Source organism: Streptomyces sp. BRA346 (assembly GCF_052851135.1).
Map to the genome: position 1 here is coordinate 13,587 of NZ_JAIWIH010000002.1, position 21,417 is coordinate 35,003.

10 protein-coding genes and 2 pseudogenes are annotated in these 21,417 nt (G+C 73.7%); 8 read left to right on the forward strand and 4 right to left on the reverse strand.

The window, feature by feature from the left end; translation table 11 throughout:
• The first annotated feature begins 171 nt into the window (after positions 1-171).
• Entirely contained in the window at positions 172-2,577 is a 2,406-nt protein-coding gene (locus tag LCH29_RS01855; protein WP_446459898.1) for an ATP-binding cassette domain-containing protein, read from the forward strand.
• Positions 2,578-2,597: 20 nt separating this feature from the next.
• Here LCH29_RS01855 and LCH29_RS01860 read toward each other — a convergent pair.
• Positions 2,598-2,852, reverse strand: a pseudogene (locus LCH29_RS01860) (MFS transporter); the annotation flags it as partial.
• 1 nt (position 2,853) lies between these two features.
• On the opposite strand from LCH29_RS01860, the pseudogene LCH29_RS01865 reads away from it, so the two are divergent.
• Positions 2,854-3,513, forward strand: a pseudogene (locus tag LCH29_RS01865) (LacI family DNA-binding transcriptional regulator); the annotation flags it as partial.
• An 8-nt stretch (positions 3,514-3,521) separates the two neighbouring features.
• Here LCH29_RS01865 and LCH29_RS01870 read toward each other — a convergent pair.
• On the reverse strand, positions 3,522-4,214 hold the full coding sequence (locus LCH29_RS01870) for a haloacid dehalogenase type II (RefSeq protein WP_446459899.1): 693 nt from the start codon (positions 4,212-4,214) through the stop codon (positions 3,522-3,524).
• A gap of 98 nt (positions 4,215-4,312) precedes the next feature.
• Between LCH29_RS01870 and LCH29_RS01875 the strand changes: the two genes are divergently transcribed.
• On the forward strand, positions 4,313-4,885 hold the full coding sequence (locus LCH29_RS01875; protein WP_446459900.1) for a CGNR zinc finger domain-containing protein: 573 nt from the start codon (positions 4,313-4,315) through the stop codon (positions 4,883-4,885).
• A 183-nt stretch (positions 4,886-5,068) separates the two neighbouring features.
• Complete coding sequence (locus LCH29_RS01880) at positions 5,069-5,938, forward strand: MBL fold metallo-hydrolase (protein ID WP_446459901.1); 870 nt, start codon at positions 5,069-5,071, stop codon at positions 5,936-5,938.
• A gap of 15 nt (positions 5,939-5,953) precedes the next feature.
• Here the strand turns inward: LCH29_RS01880 and LCH29_RS01885 are convergent, their stop codons facing one another.
• A complete protein-coding gene (locus tag LCH29_RS01885) occupies positions 5,954-6,826 on the reverse strand; it encodes an SAM-dependent methyltransferase (protein WP_446459902.1) in 873 nt (290 codons plus the stop codon).
• A 164-nt stretch (positions 6,827-6,990) separates the two neighbouring features.
• On the opposite strand from LCH29_RS01885, the gene LCH29_RS01890 reads away from it, so the two are divergent.
• From LCH29_RS01890 to LCH29_RS01905, 4 genes are all read left to right on the forward strand, one after another.
• Positions 6,991-7,380, forward strand: coding sequence for a VOC family protein (locus LCH29_RS01890; protein WP_446459903.1), 390 nt, complete (start codon positions 6,991-6,993; stop codon positions 7,378-7,380).
• A gap of 77 nt (positions 7,381-7,457) precedes the next feature.
• Entirely contained in the window at positions 7,458-7,586 is a 129-nt protein-coding gene (locus tag LCH29_RS01895) for a serine hydrolase (protein WP_446459904.1), read from the forward strand.
• Between the two features lie 369 nt (positions 7,587-7,955).
• Positions 7,956-8,396, forward strand: coding sequence for a DUF6234 family protein (locus LCH29_RS01900; RefSeq protein ID WP_446459905.1), 441 nt, complete (start codon positions 7,956-7,958; stop codon positions 8,394-8,396).
• Between the two features lie 87 nt (positions 8,397-8,483).
• Complete coding sequence (locus LCH29_RS01905; RefSeq protein ID WP_446459906.1) at positions 8,484-9,419, forward strand: D-alanyl-D-alanine carboxypeptidase family protein; 936 nt, start codon at positions 8,484-8,486, stop codon at positions 9,417-9,419.
• 82 nt (positions 9,420-9,501) lie between these two features.
• On the opposite strand, the gene LCH29_RS01910 is transcribed toward LCH29_RS01905, so the two are convergent.
• Positions 9,502-21,411, reverse strand: a complete 11,910-nt coding sequence (locus LCH29_RS01910; protein ID WP_446459907.1) for an amino acid adenylation domain-containing protein — start codon at positions 21,409-21,411, stop codon at positions 9,502-9,504.
• Positions 21,412-21,417 lie beyond the last annotated feature (6 nt).

Consider the following 21,417-nt stretch of genomic DNA (forward strand, 5'->3'; position numbering starts at 1 on the left):
GGGCCGACCGAGGAACCGATCAGAGGCCGATCAGAGACCGACCAGAGAGCGATCAGAGATGGAGAAGCGCGGTCGCACGAGAGCGCGACATACTGCTCGAAGCCGGTCAGGCCGCGCCAGGCGACGCCGACGGGACCGCGCAGGCGGCCCCGCCCCACAGATGGAGACACGATGAGCATGACCACGAAGACGGACACGCAGTCGCCTGCGCCGCACATCGCCGACAGCCACGACCTGATCCGTGTGCACGGCGCGCGCGAGAACAACCTCAAGGACGTCAGCATCGAGATCCCGAAGCGCCGGCTGACGGTGTTCACCGGTGTCTCCGGCTCGGGCAAGAGCTCGCTGGTGTTCGACACCATCGCCGCCGAGTCCCAGCGGATGATCAACGAGACCTACAGCACCTTCGTCCAGGGGTTCATGCCGACGCTGGCCCGGCCGGAGGTCGACGTGCTCGACGGGCTGACGACCGCGATCATCGTCGACCAGCAGCGGCTGGGGTCCGACCCCCGCTCCACGGTCGGCACCGCCACCGACGCCAACGCGATGCTGCGCATCCTCTTCAGCCGCCTCGGGCAGCCGCACATCGGTCCGCCCGGCGCGTTCGCCTTCAACGTCCCCTCGGTCCGGGCGAGCGGTGCGATCACGGTCGAACGCGGCAACACCAAGGCGGTGAAGGCGACCTTCAGCCGCACCGGCGGCATGTGCCCGCGCTGCGAGGGCCGGGGCGCGGTCTCCGACATCGACCTCACCCAGCTCTACGACGACTCCAAGTCGATCTCCGAGGGCGCGTTCACCATCCCCGGCTGGAAGTCGGACAACGTGTGGACCGTGGGGCTCTACGCCCAGTCGGGCTTCCTCGACCCGGACAAGCCGATCAGCAGGTTCACCAAGAAGGAGATGCAGGCCTTCCTCTACGGCGAGCCGACCAAGGTGAAGGTCAACGGCGTCAACCTCACCTACGAGGGGCTGATCCCCAAGATCCAGAAGTCGTTCCTCGCCAAGGACCGGGAGGCGATGCAGCCGCACATCCGGGCGTTCGTGGACCGGGCGGTCACCTTCACCTCCTGCCCCGAATGCGACGGCACCCGGCTCAACGAGGGGGCCCGGTCCTCACGGATCGGCGGAATCAACATCGCCGACGCCTGCGCGATGCAGATCAGCGACCTGGCCGCATGGGTGCGCGACCTTTCCGAGCCCTCGGTGGCACCGCTGCTCACCGCGCTCCAGCACACCCTCGAATCGTTCGGGGAGATCGGCCTCGGCTATCTCTCGCTCGACCGGCCGTCGGGCACGCTGTCGGGTGGCGAGGCGCAGCGCGTCAAGATGATCCGCCACCTCGGCTCCTCGCTCACCGACGTCACGTACGTCTTCGACGAGCCCACCATCGGGCTGCACCCCCATGACATCCAGCGGATGAACAACCTGCTGCTGCGGCTGCGGGACAAGGGCAACACGGTGCTCGTCGTGGAGCACAAGCCGGAGACCATCGCGATCGCCGACCACGTGGTCGACCTCGGCCCCGGCGCCGGTACGGCAGGCGGCAGCGTCTGCTTCGAGGGCACCGTCGAGGGGCTGCGGACCGGTGGCACCATCACCGGCCGCCACTTCGACGACCGGGCCGCCCTCAAGAAGGCGGTGCGGACACCCACCGGCACGCTGCCGATCCGCGGCGCGACGGCGCACAACCTGCGCGACGTCGACGTCGACATCCCGCTCGGCGTGCTGGTCGCCGTCACCGGCGTGGCGGGCTCGGGCAAGAGCTCGCTCATGCACGGCTCGCTGGTGGGCAGCCCGGAGGCCGCCGAGGCGGGGGTGGTGGCGATCGACCAGGGCGCGATCCGCGGCTCCCGGCGCAGCAACCCGGCGACGTACACCGGGCTGCTCGAGCCGATCCGCAAGGCGTTCGCCAAGGTCAACGGCGTGAAGCCGGGGCTGTTCAGCGCCAACTCCGAGGGCGCCTGCCCCCAGTGCAACGGCGCCGGTGTCATCTTCACCGACCTGGCGATGATGGCCGGTGTCTCCACCACCTGCGAGGAGTGCGAGGGGAAGCGGTTCCAGGCGTCGGTGCTGGACCACCGCCTCGGCGGCCGCGACATCAGCGAGGTGCTGGCGATGTCGGTGGCCGAGGCCGAGGAGTTCTTCGGCGCCGGTGAGGCGCGTACCCCCGCCGCACACCGCATCCTCGGCCGCCTCGCCGACGTCGGGCTCGGTTACCTCAGCCTGGGCCAGCCGCTCACCACGCTGTCCGGCGGTGAGCGGCAGCGGCTCAAGCTGGCCACGCACATGGCCGAGAAGGGCGGCGTCTACGTCCTGGACGAGCCGACCACCGGGCTGCACCTCGCCGACGTCGAGCATCTGCTCGGCCTGCTCGACCGGCTCGTGGACTCCGGCAAGTCGGTCATCGTCATCGAGCACCACCAGGCGGTGATGGCGCATGCCGACTGGATCATCGACCTCGGCCCCGGTGCGGGCCACGACGGCGGCCGGATCGTCTTCGAGGGCACCCCCGCCGACCTCGTCGCCGCCCGCTCCACCCTCACCGGCGAGCACCTGGCGGCCTACGTCGGCGCCTGACGTCAGGTCGGCGCCTGACGTCAGGAGAAGCGGGCGCGCAGTTCCGCTTCGAGGACTTCGAGCGTGCGTCCCCGGGGCTCGGGGACGTAAGCCTTCACGAACGCGAGGGAGAGGACTCCCGCGGCCACGAAGAGGAAGAAGGTGTTGGAGATCCCCAGCGCGGACACCAGCGACGGGAAGACCAGGCCGATCGCGAAGTTGGTCAGCCACAGCACCACGGCCGCGATGCCCATCCCGAACCCGCGCATGCGCGTCGGGAAGATCTCGGAGAGCATCGCGGTGATCCTGCCCGGCCCGGACGCGCCGAGGGCCGACCTGGACGCGCTGGGGCGGCGTACGGTCGCCGTCTCGGTCGGCCGCCGCGTACCGGGCGCCCGGGTCGACAGCGTCCGCAGCTCGGAGGGCAAGGGGGTCCGTCAGGCCTTGGACCACCTGGTGGAGCTCGGCCACCGCCGCATCGTGCACATCGACGGCGGCCGGGGCCCGGGCTCGGCGGAGCGCCGCCGCGCCTACCGCGCCGCGATGCGCCGCCACGGGCTCGACTCCGCGATGCGGGTGATTCCCGGTGCCCCTACGGAGGAGTCGGGCATCGCGGCGGGACCCCTGTTCGTGGCCGAGCGGGACCGCGGGCACCCCCTGCCGACGGCGGTGTTCGCGGGCAACGACCGTTGTGCGATGGGCCTGTTGCTGACGCTGGCGCGGGCGGGCATCGACGTCCCCGGCGAGGTGTCGGTGGTCGGCTACGACGACAGCCATCTGTCGCATGTGATGCCGGTGGGGCTGACGACGGTCCGTCAGGACGCCGTGCGCATGGCCCGGTACGCGGTGCGGTTCGCGGTCGAGCGGTTGGAGGGCGGTGCGTCGGAGAAGCCGCGGGAGGCGGTGCTGGACCCGAAGCTGGTGATACGGGACACCAGCGCGCCACCTCGGCCGTAGGGGGCCGACTACCGCGTCGTCAGCGCGGTGACCAGGTCGTCCAGCCCGCCGAACCGCCCGTCGAAGACATCGGAGCCGGTCGGCGGATCCCCGGCCGGTCGCCGGACGTAGGCGGTCCGCATGCCCGCCGCCCGGGCTCCGCGGAGGTCCCAGGCGTGGGCGGCCACCATCAGCACGCGCTCCGGCGGACATCCGGCGGTGTCGATGGCGAGCCGGTAGACCTCCGGCGCCGGTTTGTACGCCGAGACGGCTTCGGCGGACAGGGCTTGGTGCCAGCGCAGCCCGGCATGTGCGTTGAGCCGCGGCAGAGCGGTGCGGCCGGCGTTGGAGAGCCCGAACACGGGGACGTGTCGCGCGAGCCGTTCGAGCCCGGCGACGGAGTCGCCCCAGGCGGGCAGCCGCTGCCCCGCCGTGGCCAGTCGGGCGATGGTTGCCGGATCCGTGAGTCCGGCATGGTCGGCCACGTGTCCGGCGGCCTCGGTGTCGATGGTCTCGGTGTTGGCGTACGCGCGGTGCCCCTGCGCGATGCGTTGCTGCTCGCGCTCGACGTGCTGCTGCCACATGGTGAGCAGCGCGTCGACAGTGTCGTCGTCGGACGCGGGCAGCGCATCGCGCAGGGCCGCGCGGAGCCCGCCGGGTTCATCGACCAGGGTGCCGAGGACGTCGAAGACGACGACCTCGATGTCGCGGATCTCGGCCATGCGCCCTCCCGTGGTCGTGCTCCTGTGGTCGTGCCGGTGTCACCGGTTCAACAGGTGACGACCTTGTCACCGGCTGCGTCACCGGTCAAGATGGTGACGTGGATTTCGCGTTTGTGAGCGGCGACCCGGCCCTCGATCTGGCAGGCACCGTCCGGTCGCGCCGAGAGGAGCCCGTCGATGTCCTGGCGGCGCCCGCGGATCTCGAACGGTGGGTGGCCCAATGCGATGCGCTCCCCGACCGGGTCACGGTCGACGTCGCAACCTTCGAATCGGCGCTCTCGCTGCGAGAAGCGATCTACCGGCTCGCCCTCGATCGCGTGCTCCGGCGATCCTTCGACCCGGGCAGCCTCGAGATCGTCAACACCACGGCCGCCGGACCGGTGCCCACGCTCGAACTCCGCGACGCCGGACTGCGGATATCGGGAGACCTCCCGGCGGTGCTCTCCCACATCGCCCGGAGCGCCATCGCCGTGCTCGCCGACCCCGACGCCTGCCTCAAGGAGTGCGGGCGCGGTGGCTGTACGCGCATCTACCTCGACCGCTCGCGCGGCACCCGGCGCACCTGGTGCGGGATGGACGAGTGCGGCAACCGCGTCAAGGCGGCGGCGTATCGAGCGCGCAAGCGGGCCGCGGCCACGGCCGAGGGCCGCGAGCCCGGGGGAGTCACCTGACGACGATATCCCGCTGAAGTATCCCAAAACTCCTCCACGCGGTCGGGCCGTGAGAGTGGCCCGGGGGTGGAAATACAAGATCGGCAGGGCCTACCGATTCCGGTTCCGGGTGGGGTACCCCTGAAAGGGACGGCCCCGGTCCGGGCCGTTCCTCCCCTGAACTTCCCCGGAAGGAGTCCCGCCATGGATGGCTGGTTCGTGGACGACCGTTGTACGAACTGCGATGCGGCCCGCCAGCTCGCGCCCGGACTGATCGACGAGCACGAGGGGAAGTCGCGAATCCTGCGGGAGCCGCAGGACGCGGCGGAGACACGGCTCCTCCACGCCGCCGTGTTCGCCTGCCCCACGCGCTCGATCCGCCCGGCGTCCGGACGGCCGGACCCGGCGCTGGACCCCTTCCCGATGGCCCTGGACGACGCCGTCATGATCTGTGGGCACAACTCCCCGCACACCGCCGGGGCCAACTCCTACCTGCTCCTCCGGCCGTCCGGTACGGCCATGATGGTCGACACCCCTCGGTGGAGCCGCGAACTCGCCACGCGGTACGCGGAGTCGGGCCCGATCACCGATGTGCTGCTCACCCATCGCGACCACGCCGCACACGGCCGCCGCTACGCGGACCACTTCGGCGCCCGGCTGTGGATCCACGAGGGCGACCTCGACGCCGCACCGGACGCGGACCAGGTGATCCGGGGGACCGAGCCACGAGAGATCGCCGAGGGCGTCACGGTCCATCCGCTGCCCGGCCACACCCGGGGCAGCGTGCTCTACCTCGCCGATGGCCGGTACTGCTTCAGCGGCGACAGCTTCTACTGGTCGCGCACGACCGGTGATCTGGCCGTGGCGGACAGCGTGACCTGGTACTCCATCGAGGAACTGGCCCGCTCTCTGGACAGGGTGGCCGGGCGGCTGCGTTTCGCATGGGTCCTGCCGGGCCACGGCGACCGCCACCGCCTGACCACCGATCAGATGTCCCTGCGGCTGCGGGCCCTGGCAGGGCGCACCCGACTGCTGCGGCCCCGTCCGGTCGACTTCGCCGCCGTCCGCTGGTGAGGTGGCGGGGGGACGTCAGGCCAGCCCTCGGGGGCGGATCCTGGCGACCCCGGCGTAGGCCCACACCCGCTCCGGGTCGTAGCCCAGCCCGTCCTGGGGCCGTGGCGCGGGGCCGAGTTCGGGATGCCACTCCGGCAGCCGTACGACTCCGGGCTCCACCGGACGCGTGCCGTCGAACAGCTGGAGGACGTCGGCGTAGCCGCGCAGCACCATGGGCGCGGCGACGTTGCGCTCGGCGTAGACGGCTGCCCCGGCGGAGGTGGTGGGGGAGTAGTCGCCGGTCGCGTGGGACATCGCCAGATAGCTGCCCTCCGGCAGAGCGTCGCAGTACGTACGGATGAGGCCCGCGGGGTCCGCCTCGTCCGGGACGAAGTGCATGATCGCGGAGAGGATCAGCGCGATGGGCCGGTCCCAGTCGAAGACGCCCGCCGAGCGCGCCTCGCCGAGCACCGCCGCGGGCTGGTGCAGGTCCCCGTGCCGGTACGCCACGCGGCCCGCGGGTCCGGACGTCAGCAGGGCACCGGCGTGAGCGAGGACGATGGGATCGTTGTCCATGTACAGCACCCGGCACGCCGGATCCACCCGCTGTGCCACCTCGTGCAGATTGGGTGAGGTGGGCACCCCCGTGCCCAGGTCGAGGAACTGCCGCACCCCCGCCGTTTCCGCCAGGTACCGCACCGCACGGTGCATCCACGCCCGGTTCCCCCGTGTGCTGTCGCGCACCTGCGGCGTACGGCGTAACACCTCCTCGGCCGCCTCCGCGTCCACCGAGTAGTGGTCCTTGCCGCCGAGGTAGTAGTCGTACATGCGGGCGGGGTGCGGCCGACCCGTGTTGATCTGCTCGGGCGCGAAGCCGAGTCTCTGCGGGGTCTGGCCATCGGCGGGCATCGGTGTTCTCCTCGAACGTCGAACGGGCAGGGGCGGGCGGTGCGGTCCTGCGTAGGGTATGCGGTCCGTGTCGATCCGAACGCCCGTTCCTCCCGTTCCGTGGGGAGTGCGGCAGACTTCCGGTCAGAGGGCGTGAGCCCGCTACGCGACTGGGAGGTCCCGACGTGGCCAGTAAGTTCACCGAGCTTGCGATCGACTGTGCCGATCCCGACGCCCTCGCCGGGTTCTGGTGCGCGGTTCTCGACTACGTGGTGCAGGACGAGGAGGACGGACTCGTCACCATCGGCTCCCCCGCGGTGCCCGAGGGCAGGAACCGCGGTGGCCCCGTGCCGCCGACGCTGACGTTCGCGCGCGTGCCCGAGGGCAAGACCGCCAAGAACAGGCTCCACATCGACGTCAACCCCACCGACAGGGAGCGGGACGAAGAGGTCCGCCGCCTGCTCGACCTGGGGGCTCGCCACGCCGATGTCGGCCAGACGGGCGAGGAAAGCTGGGTCACGCTGGCCGACCCGGAGGGGAACGAGTTCTGCGTCCTCGCGAGCCGCTGCCCCTGAGCGGTGCCGCGACATCGTTGCGGGCGCGCTGATTTCTCCAGCTTGCCGCCGAGCACCGGATTGGCCTGGGCGCACCGGTGCGGAGGTACGTCCCCCACGCGCTCCCCGAGGCGTACGACCGCGTCACCGTGCGCCAGCTCCTCGACCACACGAGCGGCCTGCCCAAACCACCCCCGGCCCGGCCGACGGATCAGGATGGCAGCTGAAGTCCGTCACGCCCGAAGACTTCCTGTGTGAAGCAAAGGACCACCCGGCCGCCACACCAGCCTGCCCGCCGCCGACGACCCGACGATTCCCTCGCCGCATGTGGAGGTGTACGTCGACGGGCAGAACGTGACCGAGCAGAGCCCGTATCCGTGGGCCGAGGGAGGCATGGTCTCCACCGCCGCCGACCTGGAGCGCTTCATCGCCGCGTTGTTCCGCGGCCGCCTGCTCCCGCTCGCTCGGCAGAACCTGGTGTTCGATCCACGGCGACCGGTGACCGATGTCCGGGCAACCCGGCCAAAACCTCGGCGGTGCAGCACTAGGTACGCGTACTCATGCGGGAGCGCTCTCATGTGGGCAGAGTTACGCGTATGACATCGACCGTGCCACCTCAGGGCTCAGCGGACCGGAGGATCCCCTGGGCCGTCGATCTGCTGCTCGCGGTGCTTCTGCTGGTGTTGGACGCCGCCGTGGCGTTCGCCGCCTTCTTCGCCGCGGGGCTCGCGGCGTGGAGCGATGCCGCGGACGGCGAGGAGGTGAGCGTGGACATGGGCCCGGTCATCGGGCTGGGGATCGTCACCGTCATCGCCGGGCTGATCGCGTTCGGGCTGGTCCGGGGCGGGCGGCTCCCGCTCGCCGCGACGGTCCAGTGCCTGGCGACGCTGGCCCTGCTGGGGGCGACGCTCCTGTGGTGGTCCTCGGAGTACCGCGCCGCGCACCCCGACCCCGCGCCGGGTTCCGGCTACTCCGGCACGTACGGCCAGTGCCGCAGCGGGGGCGACAACTCGGAGTGTGCCCACAGCGGGGGCTGACGGTCCGACACCCCCGGGCTGACCTGGGGCTGCGCACAGTGAGACGATGCGCTCGCCGAATCGATGTTCTACTGAAACGGAGGGCGAATGCATAAACGTCGTGGAACCGTGACCCGTCGCTGGAAGGTGGCGGCGGTCGCGTCCACGGTGGCCGTGGCGATCGTGGTCCCGGTGGCGGTGGCCCAGGCTTCACCCGAACCACCGGAGGTCAGCGCCAAGGGCGCGTATCTGCTCGACACCGGTTCCGGCGAGGAACTGATGGCCAAGGGCGCCGACACCAAGCGTCCGATAGCGAGCACTACGAAGATCATGGCCGCGCTCGTGGTACTCGAGACCAAGAATGTGGATCTCGACAAGCAGGTCACCGTCAAGGAGGACTACCGGGACTACGTGTCCAAGTCCGAAGCCAGCACGGCGGACCTGCAAACCGGCGACAAGCTGACCGTCAATCAGCTGCTGTACGGGATGATGCTCCCGTCGGGCTGTGACGCGGCGATGGCGCTGGCCGACACGTTCGGCAGCGGCGACACCGTGGCCGAGCGCACCAAGTCGTTCGTCTCCAAGATGAACGCCAAGGCGGAGGACCTGGGGCTCACCAACACCCACTACGACTCCTTCGACGGTGTCTCGGCGAGCAGCGGGAACTACTCGACGCCCCGTGAGGTGGCCGAGCTGACGCAGCGGGCGATGAAGAACGCCACCTTCCAGAAGGTCGTCAAGTCGGTGTCCACCGAGCAGGAGGCACCGGCGGCCAACGGCCGCACCCGGTACTACTCCTGGGACAACACCAACCGTCTCCTGGGCTCGTACCAGGGCGCGGTCGGGGTCAAGACCGGGACCACCACCCCTGCCGGTCCCTGTCTGGTGTTCGCCGCCAAGCGCGACGGCCGCACGGTCGTGGGAGTCATCCTCAACGACGCCGCGGACCGCTACCCGGACGCGCAGAAGATGCTCGACTTCGCCTACGACGCCGACACCCAGGTGAAGTGGCGCAAGCTCCCCAAGGACGCTCAGCGGGACTGAGCCGTACGCCCTTGAGGGAGGAGAGCGCGGTGCCCCGGCCGGGTGGTTTCCGGTCGGGGCACCGGTGTGTTCAGCCGGTCCGTCAGCCCTCGTCGCCGACCGTGTGGCCGAGCAGATGAAGGGGCGCGGCCCTCACCCCGGCCGTCTCGACCGCCTCCCAGTAGGCGTGTGCGTGGGACGCGTCGACCAGCCCGTGGACCAGCGGCAGGCCGGACACGGCCGTGTGCAGCAGGGATTCGAGCCGACAGGAGGCGACCGTACCCGGCAGCCAGGTCTGTGCCGCATAGCCGGAGGCGGCGGCCGGTGGCAGATCGTCGGCTATGTGCCGCTCGGTGTCGCCGACCGCGAGCAGCCCGCCCCCGACCGTCAGCACATCGCGCCGCCGGCGCATCCGGTCGAGGGCGCGTGCGGTGTCGAAGCAGTGCGGGAACGAGTCGTCGACCACGACGGTCCCGGCGCGCAACCGGTCGACGTCGAGGACGGCCGTACCCCCGCTGACGGCCGTGACGATCAGATCGGCCTCGTACACCACATCGGGCAGCCCCGGGGCGGACTCGGCCACTTCCACCGACCCCGCCGGCCCGTTGCCGCGCAGCTCCGCGCCGAGCGCGCGCAGACGGGGCGCGCTGCCCGCGACGTCGCACAGCACCAGGCGGGCGGGTGGGCGCGGGGCGCCCGCGAGGAGCAGGTGGAGGGACGAGGTGCCGATCGAGCCGAGTCCGACCATGGCGACGGTGAGGTCCGCGAGGTCGCGTCCCGCCGCCGCGAGCGCGGCATGGACGGTCTTGACCACGGACACGGCGGTGGCCGCGTGGCCGGTGGTGACGGTCGTCGCCCCGCTGGTGGCGCGGACCACCTCGAATCCGTAGCCGGTGTACGCGGGGATCATCCCGGCCAGTGAGACACAGCGCGCGCCGAGGGAGGCGGCATGGGCGACGGCACGGGCGGTGTGGCCGATGAGTGCGTGTCCCGGTGCCAGTTCGTCGGCGAACAGCGGCAGCGATACGAACGCCGAGCGGCCGAGCGGTGTGCTGATCTCCTCCAGCAGGCGGGGCGCGCCGTCCGGGAAGAGCAGCGCCCGCAGGTGGTCACGGGGCAGCGCCGGGGCCGGTACCCCGGCGAGCGCCGCCAGGTGTCCGGGCGCCGGGAGATAGCCGACGAGCGCGGCGTCCGCCTTTGTACGGGGTGAACGCACGGTACGGCGCGGGCGCGGTGCCACGGCCCCCGTCAGCTCGTCCCGCAGGGTACGGGCGAACGCCTCCGTGGCCGCGGCGCCGAGGGCGGCGGCCGAGGCCCGCACGGTGACGCGCAAGCCGTCCCCGATCGGTCGCACGGCCAGGAACACATCGGTGCCCACCGGAGGCGGGGCGAGTTCCGTGTCGTGGTGGTCCCAGTCGAGGGTCAGGGACGTGCCGGTGGACGGGCCGAGGGCGGAGAAGTCGAGGTAGCTGAAGAGGAACTGCGCGGCCCTCGGCAGGCCAAGGCCGTCGCCGCCGTCGGACGGCTCGCCACTGGTGGCGTAGGTGCGTGCGGCGGTGGCCTCCTCGGCGACGCGGCGCAGATCGTCGCGGAACGACGTGGCGGGCGCGGTGTCGGCGCCGGTGCCGGTGTCCGCTTCCGCCACGGCCGGGCGCAGCGGTACGGCGGCGGCCAGCGGGCCGAACAGCCGGCTGATGTCGGGCAGCGCGTGGTCCCGTCCGGTGACCGCGAGCCCGAGGACGAGGTCCCGTCGGCCGGTGAGGTCGGCCAGGGCCCGGTAGTAGGCGGTCAGGACGGGGGCGTACGGCGTGGCCCGGCCGGTGGTGGCGAGGTGGCGCAGCCCGGCCGTCACCTCGGCGTCGAGGGTGAAGCCCGCCGACCTGAACTCCGTCTGGGCCGTGTCGCCGCGCCGCAGGTCGGGCCGCTCGTACGGAGCGTCGTGGCGGGCGCGCCAGGCGGTGGCCGCCGGGTCCGGGGCTGACTGCCGGAGCAGGGAGAGGTAATCGCGGAACGTGCTGCGCAGCGGCGGCAGTTCGGGTTGCTCGCCGCGGACGAGCCGGTCGTAGACGGTGAGCAACTCGCGGCCGAACAGGGCCGCGCTGTAGCCGTCGCCGATGAGGTGGTGGGCGTGGACGATCAGCGTGTGTTCGTCGGGGGCGAGGGTCAGCACCCGCAGGCGCAGCAGCGGCCAGGCCCACGGCTCGAACCGGCGACGCCGTTCGTCGGCGACCCGCTCATCGAGCAGTTCGGGTGACGCCAGCGTCTCGAAGTCCACCGGGAGCCGCAGCGCGGGCGGCAGCTCCTGCTGCACCGGCGGGCGGGCGCCCGCGGGGAAGACGGTGCGCAGCATGGGGTGGCGGACCACGAGCGCGTCGACGGCGCGCTGAAACACCTCGGCCCGCAGCGGGCCGCGCAGCCGCAGCCGGGCCAGCCACGCCGAGCCGGACCCGGGCGCGATGGCCTCCGCGACCAGGAACCCGCGCTGGGTGGGGGTGAGGGGGTAGGGCGTGATGTCCGCCCCGGCGGGGGCGGCGGGGGCCTGTTGCGCGCCGGTGGCCTCATCGATCGCGGTGGCCAGCGCGGAGAGCGTGCTGTGTTCGTAGATGACCGTCGGCCTGGGCAGGGTGGTGTTCGACCGCGACCCGTCGTGCGTCTTCTCCAGCCGGGCGAACACCTCCAGGACGAGGATGGAGTCGCCGCCGAGCGCGAAGAAGTCGTCCTCGCGGCCGACCCGCGCCACCCCCAGCACCGCGGACCAGATACGGGCCAGGGCGTGTTCGGTCGGCGTGGCGGGCGGGGCTTCGGCTGTCGCCGCCGTGGTGTCCGTATCGGGGGCCGATGCGTCGAGTCGGCGCCGGTCCACCTTGCCGGTGCCGGTGAGGGGCAGCGCATCGACGTACCGGAAACGGGCCGGGAGCATGTAGTCCGGCAGCGTGCCGCGCAGATGGGCGCGGAGTCGCGCCGGTTCGGGCCGCGGCGCGCCCGGCAGGGGTTCCACGAACGCGGTCAGGCGGCCGTGCTGGTGCAGTACGGCGGCCTGCGCGACGCCGGGGTGGGTGTGCAGCACCGCCTCGATCTCGCCCGGTTCGACCCGGTGGCCGCGGACCTTCACCTGGTCGTCGAGGCGGCCCAGGAACTCCAGCACGCCGTCGGGCCGCCTGCTCACCCGGTCGCCGCTGCGGTACCAGCGCCTGCCGTCGCGCTCGGTGAACGCCGCCGCCGTCCGCTCGGGATCGCCGAGGTAGCCCGGCGTCAGCCCCGTACCGCCGATGAGCAGTTCCCCGGGTTCGCCCGGGGCGCTGCGGCGACCGTCCTCGGCCACCACCGCCACCTCGGTGCCGGAGATGGGGCGGCCGATCGGCAGTCGGCGCACCTCGTCGCCGGGACGGGCGTCGATGAGGTGGCAGGTGGCGTTGATGGTGGTCTCGGTGGGCCCGTACAGGTTCGCGATGCGGTGGCCGGGCCCGAACAGGTCGTACCAGCGGCGGACATGCGCGGCGGGCAGTGCCTCACCGCCGACGTGGATCCAGCGCAGCGCCGACAGATCGGGCCGCGGCGCACCGCGCCGCACCCGGGTCTCGGCTGCGGTCAGCAGCCGTTCCCAGAGCGTCGGCACCGAGCTCCACACGGTGATCCGGTCCCGTACGACCCGGTCCAGCAGCGCCTCGGGGTCGCGGAGGAGATTCCGCGGCAGGGTGTGCACGGTGGCGCCGACCAGCAGCGGTGCCAGCAGCTGGCGTACGGACGCGTCGAAGCACACGGACGCGGTCTGGGCGAGTCGGTCGCCCGCCCGGTAGCCGAAGGTGTCCACGGCCCAGTCCAGGTAGTTCACCATCGCCCGGTGCGTGACGGGTACGGCCTTGGGGCGGCCGGTGGAGCCGGAGGTGAAGATGGTGTAGGCGATGGCGTCGGGGGCGGGGTCCGCCATCGGCACCGGGTCGGGGGAGGGGGACGGATCGTCGAGGGCGACCGCGGTCACCTCGTCGAACGCGTCGGCCATGGCGCGGGTGGGGGTGTGGCACACCACGGTCCGGGCCGTGGTGCGGTGGAGCTGGTCGGCCAGGCGGGCGGCGGGGTGGGTGGGGTCCAGCGGCACCCACCCGGCCCCGGCCCGCAGGATGCCGACGACTCCGACGACGGTGTCGGCGCCCGGCTCGGTGAGCAGGCCGACCAGATCGCCGGGACCGACGCCGCGGGCGCGCAGTCGGGCGGCCAGGGTGGCGGACGCGCGGTCGAGCGCCGCGTAGGTCAGGGTGGACTCGCCGGTGTCCACCGCGACCTGGTCGGCGGCCGCCCGGAAGCGTGCGCACAGGCGGGCGACGATTCCGCCGCGCTCGGTAGCGGGGGCGGATGTGGTGAGGTCGGTGAGTGCGGTGAGTTCCGCGAGGTGTTCGCGGGCCAGGCGCTCCACGGTGTCCGGGGTGAACAGCCGGGCCGGGACGTTCCAGGAGAAGTGCAGCGCCCCCTCGCTCTCCCAGCACAGCAGCCCCAGACGCGTGGCGGCGGAGGCGGTGCGCGCCGCGGCCGGGCGCACCGCGACCGGACAGTCGGGGTCCGCGGTGACGGGGAAGCGGGCGAAGCTGAACCCCGCCGGGGAGGGCGTGCGCGGCCGGGACCCCGTGGCGGGCAGCAGCCGGGCGATGTCGAGTCCGGTGAGCCGCGCGTGCCGCTCGGCGTCCAGCCAGATGTCGCGCAGCCGCTGCGCCAGGGCGGGCACCGGCTCGTCCGGGTCGACGGTGGCCAGGAGCGGCAGCGTGTCGGCGAGCGGGCCGACCAGCCGGTCGAGCCCGGCGAGCCGCAGCTCACGACGGGCGCGGGCGACGTTGACCGCGATGGCGCGCTGCCCGCTCCAGCGGGCCAGGCAGCGCGCGTACGCGGCCAGCAGCAGGTGGAACAGCGAGACGCCGTGGGCGGCGGCGCAGCTGCGCAGCGCGGCGGTGAGGCCGGGGTCGGTGGCCACCTGGTGTGCGGTGAGTGGCGCGGCGGGGGGTGCGTCGGGGTCGCCGTCCCAGGGCAGGTCCAGGGGCTGTGTGCGGTCGGCGAGGAGGTCGTGCCAGTACCGACGGTCCTCGGCGGCCTCCGGGGAGGACCGTTCCGCGTCGACGGCGGTGGCGTGGTCGGCGAAACCGGCCTGGAGCGGCGGGAGTTCGGGGGTACGGCCGTGCGCGAGCGCGGTGTACACCGACCACAGCTCCTCGCCGAGGACGTTGACGCTGAATCCGTCGGCGGCGGCGTGATGCAGGACGAGCAGCAGATGGGCCAGGTCCGCGCGCTCGCGCACCAGCACGGCACGTACCGGTGCCTCGGTGGCCAGGTCGAAGGGCCGGTTGCACAGCGCCTCCTCCAGGTCGGCCAGCGGGCCGCCGTCGGCGTCGCGCACCTCGTACCAGGGCGGTGTGGTGCCCGGGTCGGACGGCGTCACGCGCTGCGTGGGCGCCGTACCGCCGGGGTCGATCCTGAGGCGCAGCATCGGGTGGCGGTCGGCGAGGAGCGCGAGCGCCCGGCCCAGCAGTCCGGCGTCCACGGCGCCGCTGACGGTCTGGCGTACGTACGCGTACGCGGCGGACCCGGGGTGCAGCCTGCCGCCCGTGTGGAAGGCCAGCTGTACGGGGGTGAGGGGCAGCGGGGCACCGGCGGCGAAGGCGTCGTGTGTGCGGTCGTCGGCGGGGAGCGGCGGGTGCGGCGGGTGCGTGTCTCCGTGACCGGTGGACAGCTGGGCGGCCAGCTCGCGGATCGTCCGGTACTCGAAGAACAGGGTGGGCGGCAGGGCCCGCCCCAACTCCGCCTCCAGCCGCCGGACGAGATCCACGGCGGAGAGCGAGTCCAGCCCCATGGTGAGGAACGGTTCGTCGTCGGCGACGTCGGCGGGCGCCCGGTGCAGCGCCTCGGCGAGGAGGCGGCGCAGGGTGTCGATGATGGCGGGCGGGGCGGTTTCGGGTGCGCGCGGCGTGGCTGTGGCGGGCCGCGGCCGGGAGGGCCCCCGCACCCCGGCGGCCCCCGCCGTGGCCGCTGTCGGCGACGGCGCGGCATCGGCCCCGGGCGGGCACCCACCGGGAGCCGCTCTACCGGCGGCCGACGCGCCGCCCGGCGAGGTGACCGTCGCCGACCCCACCCCCAGCTCGGCCACGACCAGCTGGGCGGCATCGATACCGCAGGCCGTGTGCAGCGCCGCCAGCCCCGCGTCCGTGGCCAGCGGTGCGGGGCCCCGGGCCGCCACGGCGGCGGTCCGGGGCGGCTCACCGGCGGCCATCCCCGTCTCGGCGAACGCGGCGAAGTTCAGCGATTGCCACGGCCGCCCGGCGGCCCGTTCGGCGGCGGCGAACGCGTCGAGGAAGGCGTTGGCCGCGGCGTAGTCACCGAGCGCACCGGCCAGTCCGGGCAGCACGGCCGCGACCGACGAGAACGCCACGCACACCGCCGGGCGGTGGCCGTGCCGCCACAGGGCCCGGGACAGCAACTGGGTCCCGCGCACCTTGGCGGCCGTGACCTCGGCCATCTCCCCCTGCGACTTGGTCCGCAGCGTGCCGGGGCGCACCACGCCCGCCGCGTGGAACACCCCGTCCAACGGCGGCAGATCGGCCATCAGGGCCTCGACATCGGCCTCGGCCGACACATCCGCCACCCGATACTCCGCGGTGGCGCCGAGCGCGCCGAGTTCGGCCGGCAGGCGGCCCGCCGGACGGGCCGAACGGCCCACCAGCACCAGGGCCGGTCGGCCGCGCCCGGCCAGGTCACGCGCGAGCGCGGCGCCGATCCCGCCCGTACCGCCGGTGATCAGGTAGGTGCCGTCGGGCGGCAGGGGCGACGAGGGCGGCGGTCCCGCCGATACCGGGGCGAGCGTACGGACCAGACGGCGGCCCGCCCGCCACGCCACCGCGCCGCCGTCCCCCGACGCGTGCCGCCCGAGCACCTCCCGTTCCAGCGCGTCGAGCCGGGCGTCCAGGGAGTCGTACGAGGACAGGTCGACGCTGTACGCGGTGAGGCCCGGGAACTCCTCCGGGAGCGCGAGCGTCAGGCCGGTCAGCAGCGCCTGGGCGGGGCGGAGCCGTTCGGTGGCGGCGCCGGTGGCGTGCACATCCTCGGTGACCGCCACCAGACGGGCGCCGTCCTGGCTCATCGGGGTGAACAGGTCCCGCAGTGTGGAGTGCACGGCCCGCGTCGCGGAGTCGAGGTCCGCCACCGCCCCACCATCAGCCGCCGCCGGTCCGGCGAGCAGCACGGTGGTCGGCGCGGGTGGCTCGGTGGCGGCGGTGTCCCCGCCCCGTTGCACCGCGATACCGCGCCGCTCCAGCCGCCGGGCCAGCGCGCGGGCGAGTTCCGAGTCGGGCCCGGCCAGCCGGACGGCGCGCGGTGCACCTTCCGCTGATGGAGGCGCGTCACCCCAGGCGAGTCGGTGCAGCAGCGGTGCCGCCACGGGCTCGGGCCAGTATCGACGGCGCTGGAACGGATACGTCGGCACGGTGACGCGGGCCCGCCCCGCGCCCAGTGCCGCATGGTCCAGCTCCACGCCGCGTGTCCACAGCCGTCCCAGGGCCGTCAGCAGCGCCTCCGCGGCGTCGCCGCCCGCGCCCGGGGCGGCCAGCGTGAACGCCTCCGGCGCCGGGTCTACGCCGTCGCGTCCGGCCGCGACCGAGCGGACCGGCCCCGGCAGGGTGGCGCCGGGGCCCAGTTCCACGAAGGTGTCGTACCCGTCGTCCAACAGGCGCTCCACGGCGGAGCCGAACCGCACCGGCCGCAGGGCGTGTTCGCGCCAGTGTGCCGGGTCCAGGGACGGCTGCCACCGGGCCGTCAGCGTGCTCAGCAGGGGCACCGACGGCGAACGGGGATCCAGGGTGGCGGCGGCCGCGGCGGCGAGCGGGTCGGCCACCGGGAGCATCGCGGGGGAGTGGAAACCGTGGGACACCGGGAGGGTGCGGGCCGTCATCCCCTCGGCGGCCAGCCGCGCCACGGCCCGGTCGACGGCGTCCGGGGCCCCGGAGATCACGGTCTGGTCGGGGGCGTTGACCGCGGCCACGCACAGCGCGCCCGCCGATTCGTCCAGCACCCCCGCGAGGGCGTCCGCTCCGCAGCGTACGGCGGCCATCGCGCCCGGGGCGGCCAGGTCGCGCATCAGGCGGCCCCGCTCGGCGGCGAACCGCACCGCCTCGGCCAGGGTGAGCGCCCCGGCCAGGCAGGCGGCGGTGATCTCGCCGACGCTGTGTCCCGCCACCGCGTCCGGGCCCACACCCCAGGCGCGCAACTGCCGGGCGAGCGCCACGCCGTACGCGACGAGCAGGGGCTGTGCGACCTCCGTACGGGCCAGCTCGGCGGGCGTGGCATCCGGGTCCAGGCACCACTGGGCCAGGGTGCGCCCGTACACCGGGCCGATGAGCGCGGACGCCTCGTCCAGCGCGTGGCGGAACGCGGGCGCGGTGCGGTACAGGGCACGGCCCGCCCCCGGCCGGACGGTGCCCTGGCCGGGCAGCAGGAACACCAGCCGGGGCCGGGAGCGGGCCACCGTGGTCGCGGGGAGGGCCGTGAGGCGTTCGGCCAGGTCGCCGCGGGCCACCACCGCCAGACGGTGGTGGCCGTGGTCGCGGGCGGTGTTGACGGTGGCGCACACATCGCCCTCGTCGAGGTCCGGGTGGGCGCGCAGATGGGCCGCGAGGTCGCGGGCCGCGGCTGCCAGGGCGTCGGCACTCCGCGCCGAGAGGGTCAGCAGGTGCGGGCCGTCGTCCTCGCGCTCACGCGAAGTGTCGGGCTCACGTGGTGGCGCCTCCTCGAGGATCGCGTGGGCGTTGGTGCCGCCGAACCCGAAGGCGTTGATGCCCGCCACCAGCGGGCCGGGGGCCGTCCACGCGCGGTGCTCGCCGACCACCGCGAAACCCTCCGCGTCACGGTCCGCCGCGGACGCGTCGTGATGCAAGGAGGCGGGCAACTCCCGGTGGCCCAGGGCCAGGATCACCTTGACCAGGCTCGGCATGGCGGCGGCGTTGAGCAGATGCCCGACGTTGCTCTTCACCGAGCCCAGCAGGCGCGGCTGCCCGTCGGCGCGCGGCCCGAACGCCTGGCGCAGGGAGCGCAGTTCGACGGGGTCGCCGAGGGCCGTGCCGGTGCCGTGAGCCTCGACGTAGGACACACTGTCGGGGTCGACCCCCGCGTCCCGGTACGCCTGGACGATGATCTCCCGCTGGGTGAGCGCGTTGGGGGCCAGCAGACTCAGCGAGCGCCCGTCGTTGTTCACGGCGGTGCCGCGCAGCACGGCCAGGACGGGGTCGTCCGCGCGGTGCGCGTCGTCCAGCCGGGCCAGTACGATCGCCGCGCCGCCCTCACCGGGGACGAAACCGTCGGCCGCGGCGCCGAAGGCGCGGCAGCGCCCGGTCGGCGACAACACTCCCGCCTGCTCCAACAGCCGGTGGCCGGTCGAGGTCAGCGCGAGGTTGACCCCGCCGACGACGGCGAGGTCGCACTCACCGGACCGGAGGCTACGGCGCGCCAGGTGCAGCGCGACCAGCGCCGAGGAGCAGGCGGTGTCGACGGCGAGGGCCGGACCGGTCAGGTCCAGGCTCTGCGCCACCCGGGCGGCGACGAGGTTGGGGAGGTTGCCGGTCAACGCGGCGGGCGGCAGCCCGCCCTCCGGGCCGAACGCCCGCGCCAGCACCTCGCGGTAGCCGCTCTCCCCGGTCGCCGCGAACACGCCCACGCGGCGACCCGCCCGCCGCGCGCCCGCGTAACCGGCGCGCTCCAGGGCCTCGTGGGCCAACTCCAGAAAGATCCGGCCCTGCGGATCGGTCGCGGTCGCCTCCTGCGCGTCGATGCCGAAGTACGCGGCGTCGAAACCGGCCGGATCGGCCAGAAAGGCGCCCCACCGGGCGGTCTCCCCGGGCCGGGTGCTCCACCGGGTGGCCGGTACGGGGCCGACGGCGTCGTGGCCCGCCATGAGCCGGTCCCAGAAGGCGTCCGGGGTGTCGGCCCCGGGAAAACGGCAGGCCATGGAGACCACGGCGACCGCCCTCGAATCGCCCGCAGCAGCGCGTGGACGAGCAGGCTCCGGCTGCTCACCGCTCCGGGCCGCCACCAGGTACTCGGTGAGCGCGGCGACCGTGTCACGGTCGCGCAGCACACCCGGCGGCACGGAGACACCGAAGGTGTCCTCCAGCGCGGCGAGCACCTCCATCGCCTTCAGCGACGAACCGCCGATGGCCAGGAACCGGTCATGTACCCCGATGCCGCCCACGGGCCGCCCCAACACCCGAGCCCAAACCCCCGCGACAACCCTCGCCACCTCCTCCCGAGACCGAACCACCCCGGCACGCGGCCCGGCCGGTGCGGTCGCGGCCGAGGCGCCCGCCATCACATCGGCAGGCGCGGGCGTGCCCACGCACCACCGCGCCTCCACCGTCGCGTACGCCCCCGCCTCGTACCGCTCGCGCATCGTGCGGCGGCGCAGCTTCCCGCTCGTCGTCCGGGCGAACGCGCCCGGTGGCAGGGGCAGTACGCGTACGTCGTCGTGCGCCAGGGCCTGGCGCACCCGGGCCGTCACCTGGGCGAGTACGGGGGCCGCTTCCCGCGGCGGTCGGGGCCACCGTACGAAGACGACCACCCGCTCCGTGCCGTCGGCCGGGCCGGTGGAGCCGACCACCGCGGCCAGCGGGTTCGGCAGGCCGGGGGTGGCGGCCGCTACTTCTTCCAGGTCCGGGGCGTGGAAGGTGCGGCCGTGCACGAACACCACGTCCTTGTCGCGGCCGGTCACGCACAAGCGGCCGTCGGCGAGGAAGCCCAGGTCGCCGGTGCGCAACCAGCCGTCGGCGAAGGCGGTTGCGGTGACCTCCGGGGCCTCGTGGTAGCCGCGTGCCACCTGGGGGCCGCGTACCTGGACGTGGCCGACGCGCCGGTCGCCCAGGGGGTGGCCCGCGTCGTCGGCGATGCGCACCTCGCAGCCCGGCACCGGCAGGCCGACGTCCATCAGCTCCACCGCGTCCGGGCCCGGGGCGGTGTCCACCGCGCGGCCCCGGCTGAGGGCCGTGCGGTCCAGTACGCGGGGCGCCGCCACCTCGCCGAGGGGCGGGAAGGCGACCGCCAAGGTTGCCTCGGCCAGGCCGTAGACGGGTTGCGGGGCCCGGGCGTCGAGCCCGGACAACCGGCCCTTGGCCACGAACCGCCGCCACACCGCCGGAGCGATCGGCTCGGCGCCCACCAGCATCAACCGCACGGCGGACAGGTCGAGTCGGCCGTACACCTCATCGGGGATCCGCCGTGCGGCCAGCGCGAGGGCGAAGTTGGCCGCGGACAGGACCGTGGCCCGGTGCCGGGCCGCCGTCTCCAGCCACAGCGCGGGCCGTTTGGCGAACGACAGCGGCTCCAGCCGCACCTGCTTGGCGCGGGCGGCGAGCGGGGCCAGATGGGTGCCGATGAGCCCCATGTCGTGGAAGTACGGCATCCAGCTCGCCACCACATCGCCGGAGGTGAGGGCCGCGGCGGTACGGATCTGCGCCAGGTTGGCCAGGACGCAGGCGTGGGTCAGTTCCACGCCCTTGGGCGCCCCGGTGCTGCCCGACGAGAACTGGAGGAAGGCCACGTCACCGGGGGCGACCTCCGGCAGGAGGCCGGGCGGGCGCCCCTGCCGCAGCGTTGCCAGCCTCAAAGGCCGGACGTCGGAGGGGAGTTCGGCCAGCAGGGAAGCGGTGGTCTCGTCGACGGCCACCGGCGGGCGGCCGAGCAGTTCCCACACCGGCAGCACCCGCTCCGCACGGGCCGCCAGTGGCACCGGGACGAGTCCCGCCGCCAGCGAGCCCCAGAACATCGCCTGGAAGTCGTCACCGCGGTCGGCGAGTACGGGGACGCAGGTGCCGGGGGCCACACCGGCCGCGCGATAGCCCCCGGCCACGCGCAGCGCGTCGTCCCGCAGCTGCGCGTAGGTGACGGTCCGCTCGCCACCGTCGCCCCGCACATGCACCAGCACCTGGTCGGGAGCCACCTCGGCGGCGTCCAGCAAGACGCGCAGGAGCGTGGTCTCGCCATTCGGTCCGGACATCAAGGC